The organism is Delftia sp. ZNC0008, assembly GCF_000799035.1.
GTDB lineage: Bacteria > Pseudomonadota > Gammaproteobacteria > Burkholderiales > Burkholderiaceae_C > Comamonas > Comamonas tsuruhatensis.
The window spans coordinates 1-17,387 of sequence record NZ_JTKZ01000460.1 but is presented as its reverse complement, the minus strand read 5'-3'; the positions used below and the strand labels follow the sequence as shown (position 1 = coordinate 17,387).

Genomic DNA, 17,387 nt, shown 5'->3' with positions numbered 1-17,387 from the left:
CAGGGAGGTCGCCATGAAAGCCCTCAAGCACCTGTTCCAGGCGTTTCTGCGCAGCCGCCATGCCCTGGGGCTGTTCCGGCGCAATGCCCTGCCCTCGGGCACGGCCGTGCACCACTCGCGCCCGGTATCGCCGACCCTCACGCGCGAGCTGCTGCGCGCCTCGCGCGATGACATCGCCGCCGTGCTGGCGCGCACCAGCTCCAGCGAGGACGGCCTGACCCGCGAGCAGGCCCGCGCCGCGCTTGCACGTCTGGGCCCCAACGAGGTCGAGCACGAAAGGCCGCTGCCCGGCTGGCTGCACCTGTGGTACTGCTACCGCAATCCCTTCAACCTGCTGCTGACGCTGCTGGCCGTGGTCTCCTACGCCACGGAGGACATGAAGGCCACGGTCGTCATCGCCTCCATGGTGCTGCTGTCCACGCTGCTGCGCTTTGTGCAGGAAGGCCGCTCCAACCGCGCCGCCGCGCGGCTCAAGGCCATGGTCAGCAGCACGGCCACGGTGCTGCGCCGCAATGGCGGCCCCACGGCTCCTGCAGATGCCGACTCCGCAGACGCCCCGCACAGCGGCTTCGGCCAGCAGGCGCGCCGCTACGAGGTGCCGCTGCGCGAGGTCGTGCCCGGCGATTTCGTGGTGCTGTCGGCCGGGGACATGATTCCTGCCGACTGCCGCGTGCTCAGCGCCAAGGACCTGTTCGTGAGCCAGTCCGCCATGACCGGCGAATCCCTGCCCGTGGAAAAGCGCGCCGACGCCAGTGCATCGAATGGCACCGGCGTGCTGGACGCCAGCAACCTGCTGTTCATGGGCACCAACGTGGTCTCGGGCACGGCGCTGGCCGTGGTGCTGGCCACGGGCAACCGCAGCTATTTCGGCACCATTGCCACGCGGGTGACCTCCAACGACCGCGCGCCCACGGCCTTCGAAACCGGGGTCAACAGCGTCAGCTGGCTGCTGATCCGCTTTGCGGCCGTGATGGTGCCCGTGGTGCTGTTCATCAACGGCTACACCAAGGGCGACTGGGCCGAGGCCTTCCTGTTCGCGCTGTCCGTGGCCGTGGGCCTGACGCCCGAGATGCTGCCCATGATCGTGACCTCCACCCTGGCCAAGGGTGCCGTGGTGCTCTCGCGGCGCAAGGTCGTGGTCAAGCGGCTGGACGCCATCCAGAACTTCGGTGCCATGGACGTGCTGTGCACCGACAAGACCGGCACGCTGACCCAGGACCGCATCGTGCTGGAGCGCCACACCGACGCCTTCGGCCAGCCGTGCGATGAGACACTGCGCTTCGCCTACCTCAACAGCCACTACCAGACGGGCCTGAAGAACCTGCTCGACCATGCCGTGCTGGAACACGTGGAGCTGCACACCCAGATGCGCGTGGCCGAGGACTACCGCAAGGTCGATGAGATCCCCTTCGACTTCGAGCGCCGCCGCATGTCCGTGGTGGTGGCCGAACGCAACCACCACCACGAGCTGATCTGCAAGGGCGCGGTCGAGGAGATCCTGGGCACCTGCACCCGGCTGCGCGAAGGCGACGGCACGCGCCCGCTGGACGAGGAGCAGCTGGCCCGCGTGCGCCGCGTGACGCGCGAACTCAACCGCGAAGGCCTGCGCGTGGTCGCCGTGGCCATGAAGGAAGTGCCGCCGCACAAGAGCGACTACGGCGTGGCCGACGAGTCGGAGCTGACCCTGATCGGCTACATCGCCTTCCTGGACCCACCGAAGGAAACCACGGCCGAGGCGCTGGCCGCCCTGGCCGCGCACGGCGTGGCCGTCAAGCTGCTGACCGGCGACAACGAACTGGTGGCCGCCAAGGTCTGCCGCGATGTCGGACTTGGGGGCCTGCCCGCAGACCACATCATCCTGGGCACGCAGATCGAGCACATGAACGACGAGATGCTGCGCCAGACCGTGGAACGGCACCAGCTGTTCGCCCGGCTCACGCCGCTGCACAAGGAGCGCATCGTGCATGCGCTGCGCGCCAACGGCCACATCACCGGCTTCATGGGCGACGGCATCAACGACGCCCCGGCCCTGCGCGCGGCCGACATCGGCATCAGCGTGGACAGCGCCGTGGACATCGCCAAGGAGGCGGCCGACATCATCTTGCTGGAAAAAAGCCTGATGGTGCTGGAGCAGGGCGTGATCGAGGGCCGGCGCACCTTCAGCAACATGCTGAAGTACATCCGCATGACGGCCAGCTCCAACTTCGGCAACGTGTTCTCGGTGATGGTGGCCTCGGCCTTCATCCCCTTCCTGCCCATGCTGCCGCTGCACCTGCTGGTGCAGAACCTGCTGTACGACCTCTCGCAGATCGCCATCCCCTTCGACAACGTGGACGACGAACTGGTGCGCCAGCCGCTGCGCTGGAACCCGGCCGACCTGGGCCGCTTCATGGTGTTCTTCGGGCCCATCAGCTCGCTGTTCGACATCCTGACCTTCGCGCTGATGTGGTTCGTCTTTGCCGCCAACACGCCCGAGCAGCAGACGCTGTTCCAGTCGGGCTGGTTCGTCATCGGGCTGCTCACGCAGACGCTGATCGTGCACATGATCCGCACGCCCAGGATCCCCTTCCTGCAAAGCCGCCCTTCCTGGCCGCTGCTGCTGGCCACGGCGGCCGTGATGGCGGCCGGCATATTCCTGCCGATGGGGCCGCTGGCCGGCTACTTGAAGCTGCAGGCGCTGCCGGCGGCCTACTTCCCGTGGATGATTGCCATATTGCTGGGCTACGCTTGCCTGGCCACGCTGCTCAAGCGCGTCTACATCCGCCGCTACGGCTGGCAGTGACGCACCCTTCAGCGCCTCTTTCAACGCTCCTTCAACCCACTCACCAGGAAAGCCCGGAACCCCATGCAGGCCCTGCAGAACCTCAACCCCGGCGCCATGCTGGACACCTTCGTCAGCCTGACCACGGCCTTCGTGTTCGGCGCCCTCATCGGCCTGGAGCGCCAGGTGCGCCAGCGCACGGCGGGGCTGCGCACCAACACCCTGGTCGCCGTGGGCGCGGCCGTCTTCGTGGACCTGGCCGTGCGCCTGGGCGGGGCCGAGGGCGCCACGCGCGTGGTGGCCTACGTGGTCTCGGGCGTGGGTTTCCTGGGTGCGGGCGCCATCATGAAGGAAGGGGCCAACATCACCGGGCTGAACACGGCGGCCACGCTGTGGGGCTCGGCCGCCGTGGGCGCCTGCGCGGGCGCCAGCCTGGTGGCCGAGGCCGGCCTGGCCACGCTGTTCGTGCTGGCCAGCAACACCTTGCTGCGCCCCGTGGTCAACCGCATCAACCGCCGCCCGGTGGATGACGAATCCACGGAGTCGACCTACTACGTCTACGCCATCTGCCACCGCGGCGCCCAGGGCGATGTGCGCGAGCAGATGCTGGAGCTGCTGGAGAACGCCAGCTACCCCGTGCGCGGCGTGGAAACCCATGCCTTCGGGCCGCAGGACACGGAGATCGAGGCCATGCTCTACGCCACCTCGGTGGACTCCGACGAGCTGGACCGCGTGATCGCCGCCATCGAGGCCCTGCCCGGCGTGCTGCAGGCCTTCTGGAACGCCGGCACGGAGGAATGAGCCTGCGTCAGCTGGCGTCGTCGCCCGGCACGGGAAGGCCCAGGTGGCGGTACGCCGCCTGGGTCGCCATGCGCCCGCGCGGCGTGCGCTGCAAAAAGCCCTGCTGGATCAGGTAGGGCTCGATCACATCCTCGATGGTACCCGCCTCCTCGCCGATGCTGGCCGCGATGTTGTCCAGGCCCACGGGGCCGCCGTCGAAGCGGTGCACCACGGCCTCCAGCAGCTTGCGGTCCATGATGTCGAAACCCTGGGGATCGACATCGAGCATGGCCAGCGCACGGTCGGCCAGCTCGCGCGTGATGCTTCCGTCGCCACGCACATCGGCATAGTCGCGCACGCGGCGCAGCAGGCGGTTGGCAATGCGCGGCGTGCCGCGCGAGCGGCGCGCGATCTCGAAGGCGCCCTCGTCATCGATGGGCGCGTTCAACAGGCCTGCACTGCGCCGCACGATGCGCGCCAGCTCCTCGGCCGTATAGAACTCCAGCCGCGCCACGATGCCGAAGCGGTCGCGCAGCGGGTTGGTCAGCATGCCCGCGCGCGTGGTGGCACCCACCAGCGTGAACGGCTGCAGGTCCAGCTTGATGGAGCGCGCCGCCGGCCCTTCGCCGATCATGATGTCGATCTGGTAGTCCTCCAGCGCCGGGTAGAGGATTTCCTCGACCACGGGCGACAGGCGGTGGATCTCGTCGATGAACAGCACATCGTTGGCTTCGAGGTTGGTCAGCAGCGCCGCCAGGTCCTTGGGCTTTTCCAGCACCGGGCCGCTGGTCTGGCGCAGGTTCACGCCCAGCTCGGCCGCGATGATGTGCGACAGCGTGGTCTTGCCCAGGCCCGGCGGGCCGAACAGCAGCACATGGTCCAGCGCCTCGCTGCGCTTTCGGGCCGCGCCGATGAAGATCTCCAGCTGCTCGCGCGCCTTGGCCTGGCCCACGTACTCCTGCAGCAGCTTGGGGCGCAGGGCGCGCTCCATGGCCTCTTCCCCGCGCGAGACCGGCGCTGCCGAAATCATGCGCGGCTTTTCCGGTGCCTTGTCGGGCGCAAAGCCCCCCTGCGCAAAGCCTCCCTGCCCGAAATCGTCGGTATGGATGCTCATGCGCCGCTCACTTGGCCAGCGCCTTCAGCGCCAGCTTGATGCCTTCGGTCACGCCCACGTCGGGCGGCAGCTTCTTGAGCGCGGCGGCCGCATCCTTGTCGGAATAGCCCAGCGCCATCAGCGCCTGCACGATGTCGTTCTGGTCGTTGTTCACGAACAGCGACTGCGCGCCCGTATCGGCGCCGATCTTGCCCTTGAGCTCCAGCAGCAGGCGCTCGGCCGTCTTCTTGCCGATGCCCGGCACCTTGACCAGGCGGCCCACCTCCTGCAGCGTCACGGCCTGGGCCAGGTCCTCCACGCTCATGCCGCTGAGCACCGACAGCGCCATGCGCGGGCCGATGCCGGTGATCTTGATCAGCTCGCGGAACGCCTGGCGCTCGCTGTGCGTGCCAAAGCCGTACAGAAGCTGCGCATCCTCGCGCACCACGAAGTGCGTCAGCAGGCTGACCCTGGCCCCGCTGGCCGGCAGGTTGTAGAAGGTGCTCATGGGCACCTGCACCTCGTAGCCCACGCCGCCGCAGTCCACCAGCACCTCGGGCGGGTTTTTTTCCAGCAGCGTTCCTGTCAATTTGCCTATCATTGGTGTCCTTTGCCGCCCCAGGGGCGGCTTTTCATGCCCGTCCGCAACCGAACGCCGGCCCATTCACAGGGTATGGCACCACGCCCTCGCGCTGGCCGCCGCCCGGAATCTCTGGAATTATCCGCGTGATCCTGCGCCACACCTTCACACCCCACGACAACAACCGGTTGAGCCATCTGTGCGGCCCGGCCGACGCGCACCTGCGCACCATCGAGATCGCCCTGGGCGTCAAGATCGCCCACCGCCACGAGCAATTCAAGATCGACGGCCCCAAGGCCAAGGCCAACGACGCACTGGAGCTGCTGCAGGCCCTCTACGAGATGGCCGACGACCCCATCCTGGACGACTCCCTGCAACTGATGCTGGCCGGCGACACCGAACTCATCGAGCAGCCCCTGGACGCCATCCAGCTGTCCACGCGCCGCCCCGACCTGCGCGCGCGCACGGCCAACCAGTCGGCCTACCTGGAGAACATCGCCCGCCACGACATCACCTTCGGCATCGGCCCGGCCGGCACCGGCAAGACCTACCTGGCCGTGGCCTGCGCCGTGGACGCGCTGGAGCGCAGCGCCGTGCAGCGCATCGTGCTCACGCGCCCGGCCGTGGAGGCGGGCGAGCGCCTGGGCTTTCTGCCCGGCGACCTCACGCAGAAGGTCGACCCCTACCTGCGCCCGCTGTACGACGCGCTCTACGACCTCATGGGCTACGAGAAGGTGCAAAAGGCCTTCGAGCGCAATGTGCTGGAGATCGCGCCGCTGGCCTTCATGCGCGGGCGCACGCTGAACAACGCCTTCGTCATCCTGGACGAGGCGCAGAACACCACGCCCGAGCAGATGAAGATGTTCCTCACGCGCATCGGCTTCGGTGCCCGCGCCGTGGTCACGGGCGACGTCAGCCAGATCGACCTGCCCAAGGGCGCCCTGAGCGGCCTGATCGATGCCGAGCGCGTCCTGAAGCGCGTCAAGGGCATCGCCATCAACCACTTCACCAGCGCCGACGTGGTGCGCCACCCGCTGGTGGCCCGCATCGTGGACGCCTACGACGCACGCGGCCAGGCCCCGGCACGCCGTGCCGCACCGCGCCTTGCAGCGCCTTGATCCCGACAGCCACAGCAGACGCCCGCCCACGGGCGCTCCAAAGCTCAAGCCCAAGCACACGCCCACGCACTCCCCCATGTCCCTGAACCAACTGCAACTGTCCCTGCAATTCGCGCGCTTTGCCGAGGCACCCGCCCACCGCGCCGTGCTGTCCCGCAGCAAGGTCACGCGCTGGATACGCCACGCCCTGGCCGTCGATGCCGAAATCACCGTGCGCATCGTCGATGCCGAGGAAGGCCAGCAGCTCAACCGCGAGTACCGGCAAAAGGACTACGCCACCAACGTCCTGACCTTCGACTACCAGCAGGAGCCCACCGCCATGGCCGACCTGGTGCTGTGCGCCCCCGTGGTCGAGCGCGAGGCGCGCGAGCAGAACAAGACGCTGGAGGAGCACTACGCCCACCTGCTGGTGCACGGCACGCTGCATGCCCAGGGCTGGGACCATGAAACCAGCGAGCAGGACGCTGAGGAAATGGAAGCCTACGAGACCGAGATCATGGTCGAGCTGGGCTTTGCCGACCCCTACGCCAAGTAGGCGGCACCAGGCCCCGCGCGGGCCTCAGCGCGCCGTATCGATGACGACCCGGCCGCGCACCTGGCCGGCAAGCAGCCGGGGCGCCAGCGCAACCGCATCGGCCAGGCCCGCCTCTTCGGTATTGCGCTCCAGCACCTCGCGCGGCAGTTCGGCGGCCAGCCGCGCCCAGGCCTGCTCGCGCCGCGCCTGCGGCGCATAGACGCTGTCGATGCCCAGCAGCGACACGCCGCGCAGAATGAACGGTGCCACGGAAGCCGGCAGGTCCAGCCCATGGGCCAGCCCGCAGGCCGCCACGCAGCCGCCGTAGCGCAGGCTGGCGCACACATTGGCCAGCGTATGGCTGCCCACGCTGTCCACGGCCGCCGCCCAGACCTCCTTTTGCAGCGGCTTGCCGGGCGCATCCAGGCTGCTGCGCTCCACGATCCGCGCCGCGCCCAGCGCCTTCAGGTGCTCGGCCTGTTCGGGCCGCCCGGTGCCGGCGTGCACCTCGAAACCCAGGCGCGACAGCAGGGCCACGGCAATGCTGCCCACGCCGCCATTGGCTCCCGTCACCAGCACCGGGCCGCTGGAGGGCGTGATGCCATGCGCCTGCAGCGCCATCACGCACAGCATGGCCGTATAGCCGGCCGTGCCTATGGCCATGGCATCCCGTGCGCTGAAGGCCTCGGGCCGGCGGATCAGCCAGTCGCCGTTCACGCGCGCCTGCTGGGCGAGCCCGCCCCAGTGGGTCTCGCCCACGCCCCAGCCGTTGAGCAGCACGGCATCGCCGGGCTGGAAACGCGCGTCCTCGCTGTCCAGCACCGTGCCGGCCAGGTCGATGCCCGGCACCATGGGGAACTGGCGCACCACGGGCGAGCGCCCCGTGATGGCCAGTGCATCCTTGTAGTTGAGCGTGGAATGCGAGACGGCCACGCGCACCGCGCCGGCGGGCAGGCTGGCTTCGTCCAGCTCCACACACTCGGCACGGGTTTCACGCGGTACGGGTTGGGTCAGCAGCAAGGCTTTGAACATGGGGTCTCCAGCAAGGCAGTGGCAAAGAAAATCCAAAGGCAATCAGGACTGCGGCGCGCCCAGCACGCCGCTGCGGCACAGGCGGGCGATGGCCTCGTCCGCCATCCCCAGCTCCCGCAGCAGCGCAAGGTTGCCATCGCCCAGGACGGGGGCCGGCGCACCCGGCACGGGCTCGGCATCCATCCACCGGAACCCCAGTCCCGGAGTGTCCACCGCAGCGCCGCCGGCGCCATAGCTCACAGGTGACACGGTGCCGGCAGCGCGGGCCTCGCCCAGGAACTCACCCAGGCGCCGCACCCTGGCGGCAGGCACGCCCACGGCGTTGAGCCGGGCTTCCATGTCCCGTGCGCTGCGTGCGGCGAAGGCCTCGGCCAGACAGGCCTGCAGCCGCTGCAGCGCGGACGCATCGCGCGCGGCGACAAAGCCGCCCTCGGGCGCATTGAAGGCATCGAGGTCCAGCAGCGTGGCGTCCTCGCACAGGGCATCGAGCCCCAGCACGCCGGCGAGCCTGCGGAACTGCTGCGGCGTGTTGGCGGCCGTGGACAGCCAGCCGTCGGCGCACCGGTAGGTGTCGGCCGCCGGGCTCCCCGTATAGCCGCGGTTGCCCACGCGCCGCGGCTCCACGCCATGGGTGAGATAGGTACAGGCATGCGGGTACATCAGCATCAGCGAGGCCTGCAGCATGGAGGCATCGATGTGCTGGCTGCGCCGCTCGCCAGGCGCCCAGGCGTTGCGCTGGTGCAGGGCCGCCGTGACCGACAGCGCCCCCAGCATGCCCACCGCCACGTCGATCACGGGAAAGCCCACCTTCACGGGCGGCGCTTCCTCGTCGCCCCCCGCCATCATCATCATGCCCGTGAGCGCCTGCACCACATGGTCATAGGCGCCCCGCCCGGCCCACTCGCCCTGCTGGCCAAAGCCAGAGATGGAGCAATACACCACGTCGGGACGCACCGCCCGGATGTCCTCGTAGCCCAGGCCGTGGCGCGCCACCACGCCGGGGCGGAAGTTCTCGATGAACACATCGGCCGTGCGCGCCAGGGCACGCACGATGTCCGCACCCTCGGGCTGGCGGATGTCCACTGCCAGCGAACGCTTTCCCGCATTGAGCGCCACGAAGCCCGAAGGCATGCCGCCCCCGGGCTCGCCGGGCGCCCGGCTGTTGCGCATGACCTCGCCACGCGTGGGCTCGACCTTGATGACCTCGGCCCCGAGCTGGGCCAGGTAGTGCGAGGCCAGCGGCCCCGCGATCACATGCGACATGTCGATGACGCGCACTCCTTGCAGCGGCTTGTCCATACCCGTCTTGCCTTTCCCTGGTTCAACTGTTGGCGGTGATGCCGGCCAGCTCAATGATGGCGGCCCACTTGCGGTTCTCGCTGCGCACGAAATCGGCGAAGGCCTGCGGCGAAGCGCTGGCCGTGGCCTCGTTGCCGACAGCCTCGAACGAGGCGCGCAGCGCTGGCTGGGCGGTGGCCTGGCGCACGGCAGCGTGCAGGCGCTCGACCACGGCAGGGGGCGTCCTGGCCGGAGCCCACAGCCCGAACCAGGACTCCTGCACCGCCAGCTCGCTGCCCAGCACCTCCTGCAGCGTGGGCACCTCGGGCAGCTGCGCCAGGCGCCTCCGGCTGGTCACCGCCAGGGCCCGCAGCTTGCCGCCCTGCACCTGGGGGATGCCGGTGCCCGCCACCGGAAACGCATACTGCGTATCCCCGCGGATCAGCGATGCCGCAATCTCCACCGATCCCTTGAGCGGTATGTGCGTGACCTGCAGGCCCGCCAACGAGGCCAGCGTGGCGCCCGCCAGATGGGCCGAAGTGCCTATGCCGCCCGAGCCGTAGTTGGCCTGCGCCGGCTGGGCCTTCAGCCCCGCGATCAGCTCCCGGGCCGTGCGCCAGGGCGCATCGGCACGCACCACCAGCACCGTGGGCGATGAGGCCAGGTTGCTGACGGGCGTGAAGTCGCCGATGGGGTCGAAGCGCAGGCCCGGTTGCAGCAGCTTCTGGATCAGGTGGGTGTTGGAGCCCATCAGGCAGGTGTAGCCATCGGCGGGCTGCTGCGCCACATACTGCGCGGCCAGCACGCCGGCCGCGCCCACCTTGTTCTCGATCACGATGGACTGCCCCAGGATCTCCCCCAGCACCGGGCCGGCCTGGCGCAATTGCACATCAGGCCCCCCGCCCGCCGCATACGGGGAAATCACCCGCACCGGCCGGCTCGGAAAATCGCTGGCCCGCACCAGCGGAAGCGCGGCAGCCGCCAGGCTGCCTGCCAGAAAGACGCGTCTGTCCATGGTCCTGTCTCCTTGTCGCTTGTCGTCGTGGGGTCACGATAGAACGGCAGGCCCATTTCCAATAGTGATATGTTTGGATGGATGGCAAACCTCCGGTAATCACTCCACCCCTGGGAACATGCACGACTTCGACCCGCAACGCCTGCTGTCGAGGCTGCGCTTCAAGCACCTGCAGCTCCTGCTGGCCCTGCACCAGGGAGGCAGCCTGCGCGCCGCGGCCGGCCTCATGCATTTGACCCAGCCCGCGCTGAGCAAGGCCCTGGGCGAGATCGAGGCGGCCTTCGGCGTGACGCTGTTCCTGCGCAATGCGCGCGGGCTCGAACCCACGGCCCAGGGCGAGATCGCCATCCGCGGCGCGGCCATGCTGCTGGCCGAGCTGCGCCATCTGGGCAGCGAGACCGCCCAGCAACCCGCCATCACCTTGCTGCGCATCGGCACCCCGCCCTTCGTGGCACAGGGCTACCTGCCCGGCGTACTGGCGGACCTGGCCGCACAGCAGCCCCATGTGCGGGTACAGCTCAAGGAAGAGCGCGTGCCTTTGCTTGTGCAATGCCTGCTGGACGGCCAGCTCGATGCCCTCATCACCAGCTACCCCACCGAACTGCCCGAGGCTGCAGGCCAGCCGCTGCGCTACGAAAAACTGTTCGACACCGGCTTCACCGTCATCGCCCCGCCGGACCACCCTGCAGGCCACGCGCGCAGCAACCGCTGGGAGGAGCTGGCGCGCCAGCGATGGATCCTGCCCACGCGCAGCTCCATGCTGCGCCGCATGATGGAAGAGGTGTTCCGCCGCGAAGGCGTGATCGCGCCCACGCCCGTCATCGAATCCACCAGCCCCTTCACCAACCTGCAACTGGTCCGGGCCGGCCTGGGGCTCAGCGCCGTGCCCGACTCCACGCTGCAGGCCTCGCCCCGGTCGCTGGGGGTGCGCAGGGTGCATGTCACACCCGCCATCTCCATGGGCCCCGTGGCGCTGATCTACCGCAGCGCCGTCGCCAACCCGCGCGTCGCCCTGCTGCGCGCCACGCTGGGCCTGCCCGGCCCGGTGGTGGAGCCGCCCTAGTCGCCTGGTGGCCACCACGCCGGCGCGATCCTGTCCTTTTGCGCAAAGCAGCCCTGACCCTGCCGCCATGCCGGTGCGACAGCCCGGCCGATGGTCCGGCACTAAGATCGGCCTCGACCTATAACACCGGCCTGGCCGCGCAAGGCCACGGCGGCCTGCCGATGCCCGGCTCCAGGAGGAGACAACACCCATGTGGGACATCGCACTGCTCATGAGCGCCGCCTTCGTGGCCGGCGCGCTCAATGCCGTCGCCGGGGGCGGCAGCTTCCTCACCCTGCCCGCCCTGGTCTTCACCGGCGTGCCGCCCGTGGCCGCCAACGCCACCGGCACCGTCGCCTTGCTGCCCGGCTACATGGCCGGTGCCTGGGGCTTTCGCCAGGACATGGAGCCGCCGCCCGGCCTGGGCATGCGCGGCGTGATCGTGCTGTCGCTCATCGGCGGCTCGCTGGGCGCGGCCCTGCTGCTGGTCACGCCCGACCACCTGTTCCGCAAGGTCGTCCCCTGGCTGCTGCTGGCCGCCACCGCCATGTTCGCCTTCGCGCCCCAGCTCAGGCGCATGGCATCACGCGGCAGCGCCGAGCATGCCGCCCATGCATCGCCCCTGAAGGCCGGCGCCGGCATGCTGGCCGTGGCCATCTACGGCGGCTACTTCAACGGCGGCCTGGGCATCCTGCTGCTGGCCCTGTTCGGCCTGCTGGGCCAGACCAGGCTGCATGCCATGAACGGCATGAAGAACCTGGTCTCCGCCCTGCTCACGGCCATTGCCGTCGCCATCTATGCGGCCGGCGGCGTCGTGCAGTGGGAGCAGGCCCTGGTCATGATGATCGCCGCCACCGCAGGCGGCTACGGCGGCGCCCGCCTGGCGCGCCGCATCCCGCCCGAATGGCTGCGCGCGGGCATCGTGCTGACGGGGCTGGTGATGGCGGGGGTGTTTTTCTGGCGGCAGTGAGGCGGGGCTTTTGAAGAAGGGCCGCGGCTCAGGCCTTTCTTGGCCGCTGCCTGGGCCTTGGCGGCTGTGCATCCGTCTCAGCAGACACCAAAGGCACTGCACGCAGGCTTTCAGCAACCCTGCGTGCGACGTCCTCTTTCCATGACTCGTCCTGGGTCAGCGTCAAAACGGCCACATCCGCAAGCGACGCCGCCATCGCGGACCGAACGGCCACATCCTTTCCAAAGTCTGCTTTGGCGCCGGTTGCGTCAAGGCTGCTCTCCAGCCTCGCAATGATTTCTGCGTTCACGCTGCGATTGTTGTTCTTGGCAACGAGGGTGAGCTTTTCACGCAGCTCCACAGGCATACGCAACGGGTAGGACGGCACTTGCTTGTCAGTCATCCGCCAGATTCTGGACATCAGAAAGATTCATGACAAAGAATCTATTTGACATCAAACAATCACAGATATCTAATAGATTCAGAGTGGCTCGCCACGCACCAATACCGAATCGGGAGGAGTTACCGACATGGATGCCGCGTCCAAGCAGTCGCACCCAGTAGACACCGCTGCCTGGCCCACCATGCAGCAAATGATCGCCCTGTCCATTGCCCGCGCAGAGATGGGGCTGGTTGCCCTGATCGAAACACGCTGTGCCGACATGGACTGGCATGACACGGATGTCGAGGTGGACCTGGCCGCAGACCTGGCGCTGAATCACATCCGGCAAATTCGGCACAAGGTATTCGAGGACGCCAGCGAATTCGACAACGAGTGGTACCTCGCCCGCGCAGCCATCGCCCTGGCCGCCCAGGCCTTCAACCGGCCACAGAGCCTCTACGCCCGGCACCTGAAACTGCTCTTGCAACTGTTTGATGAAGCACCGTCCTTTGTGGAATACGCGGAGCATGGTCCGGAAGGTTGAGGGCAGGCAGGCCTGTGCCGCATCCAGGGCAGTCGGCTTTCATGTGTCGAATGACTGGGCGGAATTGGACGAAAAAAAGCGCCTTGCTTTCACAAGGCGCTTTCGCATTTCAATAGCCGGAGAATGTCACTGCATCTGCTTCAGATTCCCGATGCGCACCAGCATTTCTGTGAACATCTGCATGTCGGCGCGCAGGTCGGGCAGTTCCTTGTATTCGAGCGCGTTGTGCGCCGTGTACTTCTTGCCGGGCATGGCGGGGCCGAAGTTGATGGCGTTGGGCATGAGCTTGGCCGTGGTGCTGCCGGCCGTGGGCACGGGCTTGGCGTCCAGGCCCGTGGTGTCGCCGAAGATGTTGAGCAGGGTGGACAGCCAGGCGCCCTTGGGGTCGCGCGCCATCCAGTTGCCCTGGGTGTACTGCAGGGTGAGGGGAACCTTGGCGGCCTCGCTCCAGCGGGTGATGCGCTGCTCGACTTCGGTGCGCAGTTGCTCGGGCGTCTTGCCGCGCGGCATGCGCACGTTGGTGGTGACTTCGAGCTTGCCGTCGGCCGCCTTGATGAGGTTGGGCGACAGGGTCAGCGGGCCCATGAAGTCGTCAGCATAGGCAACGCCCAGCTGCTTGCCGAAGTAGTCGAGGCCGAAGGCGCCGTTGATGTAGCGCAGGGCGTTGCTGTAGGCATTGGGCTGGACCAGGGCCACGCCATCGGTGGGCATGAGCACCTGCTGCAGGAACAGCGTCAGGCGCGGCACGGGGTTGACGCCTTCCTCGGGGCGCGAGCCGTGGGCCGAGGTGCCCGTGACCTTGACGGTGGCCGTCGCGCCGCTGTGCTGTATGTCGATGGTGAACGGTCCGCCCTGCCCGGCATAACTGGTGGTGAAGTCACCCTTGGCCGCCTGCAGGCGCGCGGCGATGGCGGCAATGGCGGCTTCGTCGCTGGCCGTGATGGTGGCGGTGGCGGTCTGGGCAATGGCGTTGGCCGAGGCGGCGCCGGCCATGGCGGTGATGGCCGGGCGGGCGGGGTCGGTCTTCACGTCGTCGAACACGGCCTTGAGCGCGCCCGAGCCCTTTTCCGCGACGACGGCTGGGTACTTGCTGTCCAGCACGATGTTGTAGGCAGGCAGCGTGGTCTTGCCCTGGTAGTACTTCATGGCGTCGCCGCCGGTTTCCTCGGTGGTCTCGATCATGAGGCGTATGCCGCGCGACAGGGGCAGGCCGCTGTCCTTGACGGCCTTCATGGCGAACAGCACGGTGGCGATGGAGCCCTTGTCGTCGATGGTGCCGCGCCCGTAGATCCGATCAGGCATGGGTGGGACAAGCACCGGGGGATGGCTCATCAGGGTGAGCCCGCTGTTGCCGGGCACAAAGGTAACCTCGAATGGGTTGATTTGCTTGCCGTCCAGCACCCATTCGGCGGCCACGGCAGGTACGACGTCGGCATGGGTGAGGATGCCGAATTCATCCGTGCCCGCGTTCGCTGCGTTCGCAGGCAGGGTGACCTCGAAGATGCGGTTGTCCACGTTGCGGTACTGCAGGCCGAAGTCCCTGGCCATCTGCTGCACCAGTTCGCCGAAGGCCAGGATGGCCGGGCTTTCGTGCGGCGGCACCTTGGGGTCGCGCACCGTGGGCAGAGCGACCATGCGCTCGATGCTGGCCAGCACGGCCCGCTCCTGCGTCAGCCGCGTGTACAGGCCCAGCAGGCGGGCGATGTGGTTGAGTTCATCCCCCGTGAGCGCGGCGCCTGCGGCATGGCGCTGCACGGCCTGGGCGATGGCAGGCTGCGCGGCCGCGGCCTGCTTCAGGAAGCTGGCGAAGTCGGTAGGTGCCGGCTGCGCCTGGGCCAGCGCGTCCAGCGCGGGCTTCTTGAGGGTGTCGGCGCCGGCCGCGCCGCTCCACGCCAGGGCCATGCTCATGGCAAGGGCCAGGGTGGAGGCTTTGAACGGATGGTTCTTCATGGTCGTCGGTCTGTCGATGAATGCTGAGGCCGCAAGAATACGGTCTTTGCAGCCCTTTTCCGGCCAGGACGTGCTCGCAGATCGCGCCAGAATCCGCCCCAGAACAGCAGGTCTGCGGCGCGCTATGCCGCGGTGGCCGGAGCTATCGACAGCGGGATGGTCACGGGCCCGTCGTTGAGCAGGTGCACCTGCATGTCGGCCCCGAAGCGGCCCGTGGCCACGTCGGGATGCAGGGCGCGCGCCCGCTGGACGATGTAGTCGTACAGGCGCTCGCCCTCGGCCGGTGGCGCGGCGCGCGTGAAGCTGGGGCGGTTGCCGCCGCCGGTGTCGGCCGCCAGCGTGAACTGACTGACGATGAGCAGGCCGCCGCAGGCGCCCTGCCCGTCCAGGTCCTGCACGCTGCGGTTCATCTTGCCCGCGTCGTCGGCAAAGATGCGCAGCTTGAGCATCTTGGCCAGCAGCTTGTCGGCTTCGGCCTCGGTGTCGCCGCGCTCTGCGCAGACCAGGGCCAGCAGGCCAGGGCCTATGCTGCCGGCGACTTGGCCATCGATTTCCACGCGGGCCTGTTGCACGCGCTGCAGGATGCTGATCATGGTTCGGGGTTCGGGTTCTTGTCGGTGGATGGGGAAGAAGTGTCCGCCTGGCCTGCCGCCTCGATGGCGGCTTCCATGGCGGTCTGCATGCCCAGCGGCAGCAGCTCTATGCGCGCGTACAGGCCGGGCACGGCCTGCAGCAGTTCGGCCTCTATCTCGGTGCGCAGCCGCGCGGCGCGGGCCACGCTCCAGTCACCGGGCACATGCATGTGCAGGTCGGCAAAGCTGCGCTCGCCGGCGCGCCGGCTGGAGATGTTGTCAAAGACCACGCCATGCGCGCGGCGCGCGTGGCGGTCCAGAACGGCGTCGATGCGCAGGCGCTCGGGCGCGTCCAGGGCCTGGTCCATCAGGCCCTGGGAAGACTGCCAGACCAGTTGCGCGCCCTGCACGCAGATGTTGATCGCAACCCCGATGGCCACGGCCGCGTCCAGCCACAGCCAGCCTGTGAGCGCTGCGCCCATCAGGCCGATGACCACGCCGGCCGAGGTCCAGACATCGGTGAGCAGATGGCGGGCATCGCCCTCCAGCGCCATGGAGCGGTGCTGGCGCGCCGAGCGCAGCATGGCCACGGCCAGCAGGCCGTTGAGGGCAGAGCTGGCCACGGACAGCGCCAGGCCCCAGCCCAGCTGCTCCAGCGGCTGCGGGTTCCACAGCCGCGCCAGCGCCGCCCAGCCAATGGCCAGGCTGGCTCCGATGACCAGGATGCCCTCGAAGCCCGCAGAGAAGTACTCGGCCTTGTGGTGCCCATAGGGATGGTCGGTGTCCGCCGGCCGCTTGGCGATGGTGACCATGGTCAGCGCGAACACGGCGCCGGCCAGGTTGACGAAGGATTCGAGCGCATCCGACAGCAGGCCCACCGATCCCGTCAGCCACCAGGCCAGGGTCTTGAGCACGATGGTCAGCAGGGCCACGGCCACCGAGATGCGAAGCAGGCTGTGCGGCGCCATCCAGCCGGCCGCGGAAGCGGGGGCGGGAGCGTTGGCAGTAGAGGGAGTGGGTTCGGCCATGCTGCGCTGCGGTACGTGGGGGGGTGCTTCGGATTAGACCACCGCGTGCCCACCGCGTGCGCGAGCCGCATGACAGAATCCGCGCCATGAATGGATGGCAGCGATCAGCGGGGTGGGTGCTGGCCTGGGCCGTGGCCGCAGGCTGTGGCGCGGCCTGGCTGGCGCATGGGCGCCTGCAGTCGCTGCGCGAGGTCTTCGACACCGATGCCCGCATTGCCCACCGGCTGCTGAGCCAGCGCATGGTGCAGCACGACGCCATTCTGGGCACGCTGGCCCTGCTGCAGCCGCGCCAACCCGCATCCGGCCAGGCGCCATGGAGGCAGCTGCAGCGCCTGTATCCCCAGGTGCTGGATGTGGCGCGCCGCGCGGCCACCGCAGGCGAGCCCTGGCCCGAGACCTGGCCGCCCGGCATGGCCGAGGCCGAGCGCCGCTCCCAGGCCAGCGGCCAGGCCGAACTGGCCCTGGCCGACCTGGTCCGGGGCCGGCTGTACCTGGTGCAGGCCGGGCTGCCGGCCAGCTACGCGCTGCTGCTGGACCTGCGCGCCACGATTCCCGCCGACGAGTGGCCGCTGCCGCCCGCCACCAGCCCGGTGCGCGCATGGCTGGCCCTGGGCGGGCAGGAATTCGTGATCCAGCCGGGCCGAGCCGCCGCGCACGGCTGGAACACATGGTCGTGGGAGGTGAGCAAGACCCTGGCCTCGCCCAGCCAGCCTCTGGTGCTGCACCTGCGCCAGCCGCTGGACACGCGG

The 17,387-nt window shown here is 68.7% G+C and carries 16 protein-coding genes and 1 pseudogene; 8 read left to right on the top strand and 9 right to left on the bottom strand.

The window, feature by feature from the left end; all coding sequences use genetic code 11:
• The first annotated feature begins 13 nt into the window (after positions 1-13).
• Both mgtA and L995_RS15345 read left to right on the top strand, forming a co-directional pair.
• A complete protein-coding gene (gene mgtA, locus L995_RS15350) occupies positions 14-2,782 on the top strand; it encodes a magnesium-translocating P-type ATPase (RefSeq protein ID WP_047472508.1) in 2,769 nt (922 codons plus the stop codon).
• A gap of 63 nt (positions 2,783-2,845) precedes the next feature.
• A complete protein-coding gene (locus L995_RS15345; RefSeq protein WP_012203158.1) occupies positions 2,846-3,562 on the top strand; it encodes an MgtC/SapB family protein in 717 nt (238 codons plus the stop codon).
• Between the two features lie 7 nt (positions 3,563-3,569).
• Here the strand turns inward: L995_RS15345 and ruvB are convergent, their stop codons facing one another.
• Entirely contained in the window at positions 3,570-4,655 is a 1,086-nt protein-coding gene (gene ruvB, locus L995_RS15340) for a Holliday junction branch migration DNA helicase RuvB (RefSeq protein WP_047472507.1), read from the bottom strand.
• A 7-nt stretch (positions 4,656-4,662) separates the two neighbouring features.
• Entirely contained in the window at positions 4,663-5,235 is a 573-nt protein-coding gene (gene ruvA, locus L995_RS15335; protein WP_016446532.1) for a Holliday junction branch migration protein RuvA, read from the bottom strand.
• A 125-nt stretch (positions 5,236-5,360) separates the two neighbouring features.
• Here ruvA and L995_RS15330 point away from each other — a divergent pair, with 125 nt between their 5' ends.
• Both L995_RS15330 and ybeY read left to right on the top strand, forming a co-directional pair.
• On the top strand, positions 5,361-6,332 hold the full coding sequence (locus tag L995_RS15330; RefSeq protein ID WP_016446533.1) for a PhoH family protein: 972 nt from the start codon (positions 5,361-5,363) through the stop codon (positions 6,330-6,332).
• Between the two features lie 76 nt (positions 6,333-6,408).
• Complete coding sequence (ybeY, locus tag L995_RS15325; RefSeq protein WP_016446534.1) at positions 6,409-6,867, top strand: rRNA maturation RNase YbeY; 459 nt, start codon at positions 6,409-6,411, stop codon at positions 6,865-6,867.
• A 24-nt stretch (positions 6,868-6,891) separates the two neighbouring features.
• Here ybeY and acuI read toward each other — a convergent pair whose 3' ends face one another.
• From acuI to L995_RS15310, 3 genes are read right to left on the bottom strand one after another with little or no spacing between them, the layout of a single operon-like run.
• Positions 6,892-7,878, bottom strand: a complete 987-nt coding sequence (acuI, locus tag L995_RS15320; RefSeq protein WP_047472506.1) for an acrylyl-CoA reductase (NADPH) — start codon at positions 7,876-7,878, stop codon at positions 6,892-6,894.
• 42 nt (positions 7,879-7,920) lie between these two features.
• A complete protein-coding gene (locus L995_RS15315) occupies positions 7,921-9,177 on the bottom strand; it encodes a CaiB/BaiF CoA transferase family protein (protein ID WP_047472505.1) in 1,257 nt (418 codons plus the stop codon).
• 22 nt (positions 9,178-9,199) lie between these two features.
• On the bottom strand, positions 9,200-10,171 hold the full coding sequence (locus L995_RS15310) for a tripartite tricarboxylate transporter substrate binding protein (protein WP_047472504.1): 972 nt from the start codon (positions 10,169-10,171) through the stop codon (positions 9,200-9,202).
• 118 nt (positions 10,172-10,289) lie between these two features.
• Between L995_RS15310 and L995_RS15305 the strand changes: the two genes are divergently transcribed.
• Both L995_RS15305 and L995_RS15300 read left to right on the top strand, forming a co-directional pair.
• Positions 10,290-11,234 carry a LysR family transcriptional regulator gene (locus L995_RS15305; RefSeq protein WP_047472503.1) on the top strand — a complete coding sequence of 315 codons (945 nt, stop codon included), beginning with the start codon at positions 10,290-10,292 and terminating at the stop codon, positions 11,232-11,234.
• A gap of 190 nt (positions 11,235-11,424) precedes the next feature.
• Positions 11,425-12,183: a sulfite exporter TauE/SafE family protein gene (locus L995_RS15300; protein ID WP_012203149.1), complete on the top strand. Its 759-nt coding sequence runs from the start codon at positions 11,425-11,427 to the stop codon at positions 12,181-12,183.
• Between the two features lie 28 nt (positions 12,184-12,211).
• Here L995_RS15300 and L995_RS15295 read toward each other — a convergent pair whose 3' ends face one another.
• Complete coding sequence (locus L995_RS15295) at positions 12,212-12,583, bottom strand: Arc family DNA-binding protein (RefSeq protein WP_047472502.1); 372 nt, start codon at positions 12,581-12,583, stop codon at positions 12,212-12,214.
• Between the two features lie 109 nt (positions 12,584-12,692).
• On the opposite strand from L995_RS15295, the gene L995_RS15290 reads away from it, so the two are divergent.
• Positions 12,693-13,088, top strand: a complete 396-nt coding sequence (locus L995_RS15290) for a hypothetical protein (protein WP_047472501.1) — start codon at positions 12,693-12,695, stop codon at positions 13,086-13,088.
• 126 nt (positions 13,089-13,214) lie between these two features.
• Here L995_RS15290 and L995_RS15285 read toward each other — a convergent pair whose 3' ends face one another.
• The 3 genes from L995_RS15285 to L995_RS15275 form a co-directional block, all read right to left on the bottom strand.
• A complete protein-coding gene (locus L995_RS15285; RefSeq protein WP_047472500.1) occupies positions 13,215-15,038 on the bottom strand; it encodes a dipeptidase in 1,824 nt (607 codons plus the stop codon).
• A 122-nt stretch (positions 15,039-15,160) separates the two neighbouring features.
• Complete coding sequence (gene dtd, locus L995_RS15280; RefSeq protein WP_034366821.1) at positions 15,161-15,631, bottom strand: D-aminoacyl-tRNA deacylase; 471 nt, start codon at positions 15,629-15,631, stop codon at positions 15,161-15,163.
• On the bottom strand, positions 15,628-16,638 hold the full coding sequence (locus L995_RS15275; protein ID WP_047472499.1) for a cation diffusion facilitator family transporter: 1,011 nt from the start codon (positions 16,636-16,638) through the stop codon (positions 15,628-15,630). Before L995_RS15275 ends, dtd begins: the two co-directional genes overlap by 4 nt.
• 86 nt (positions 16,639-16,724) lie before the next feature.
• On the opposite strand from L995_RS15275, the pseudogene L995_RS15270 reads away from it, so the two are divergent.
• Positions 16,725-17,387 (top strand): annotated as a pseudogene (locus tag L995_RS15270) (sensor histidine kinase); the annotation flags it as partial.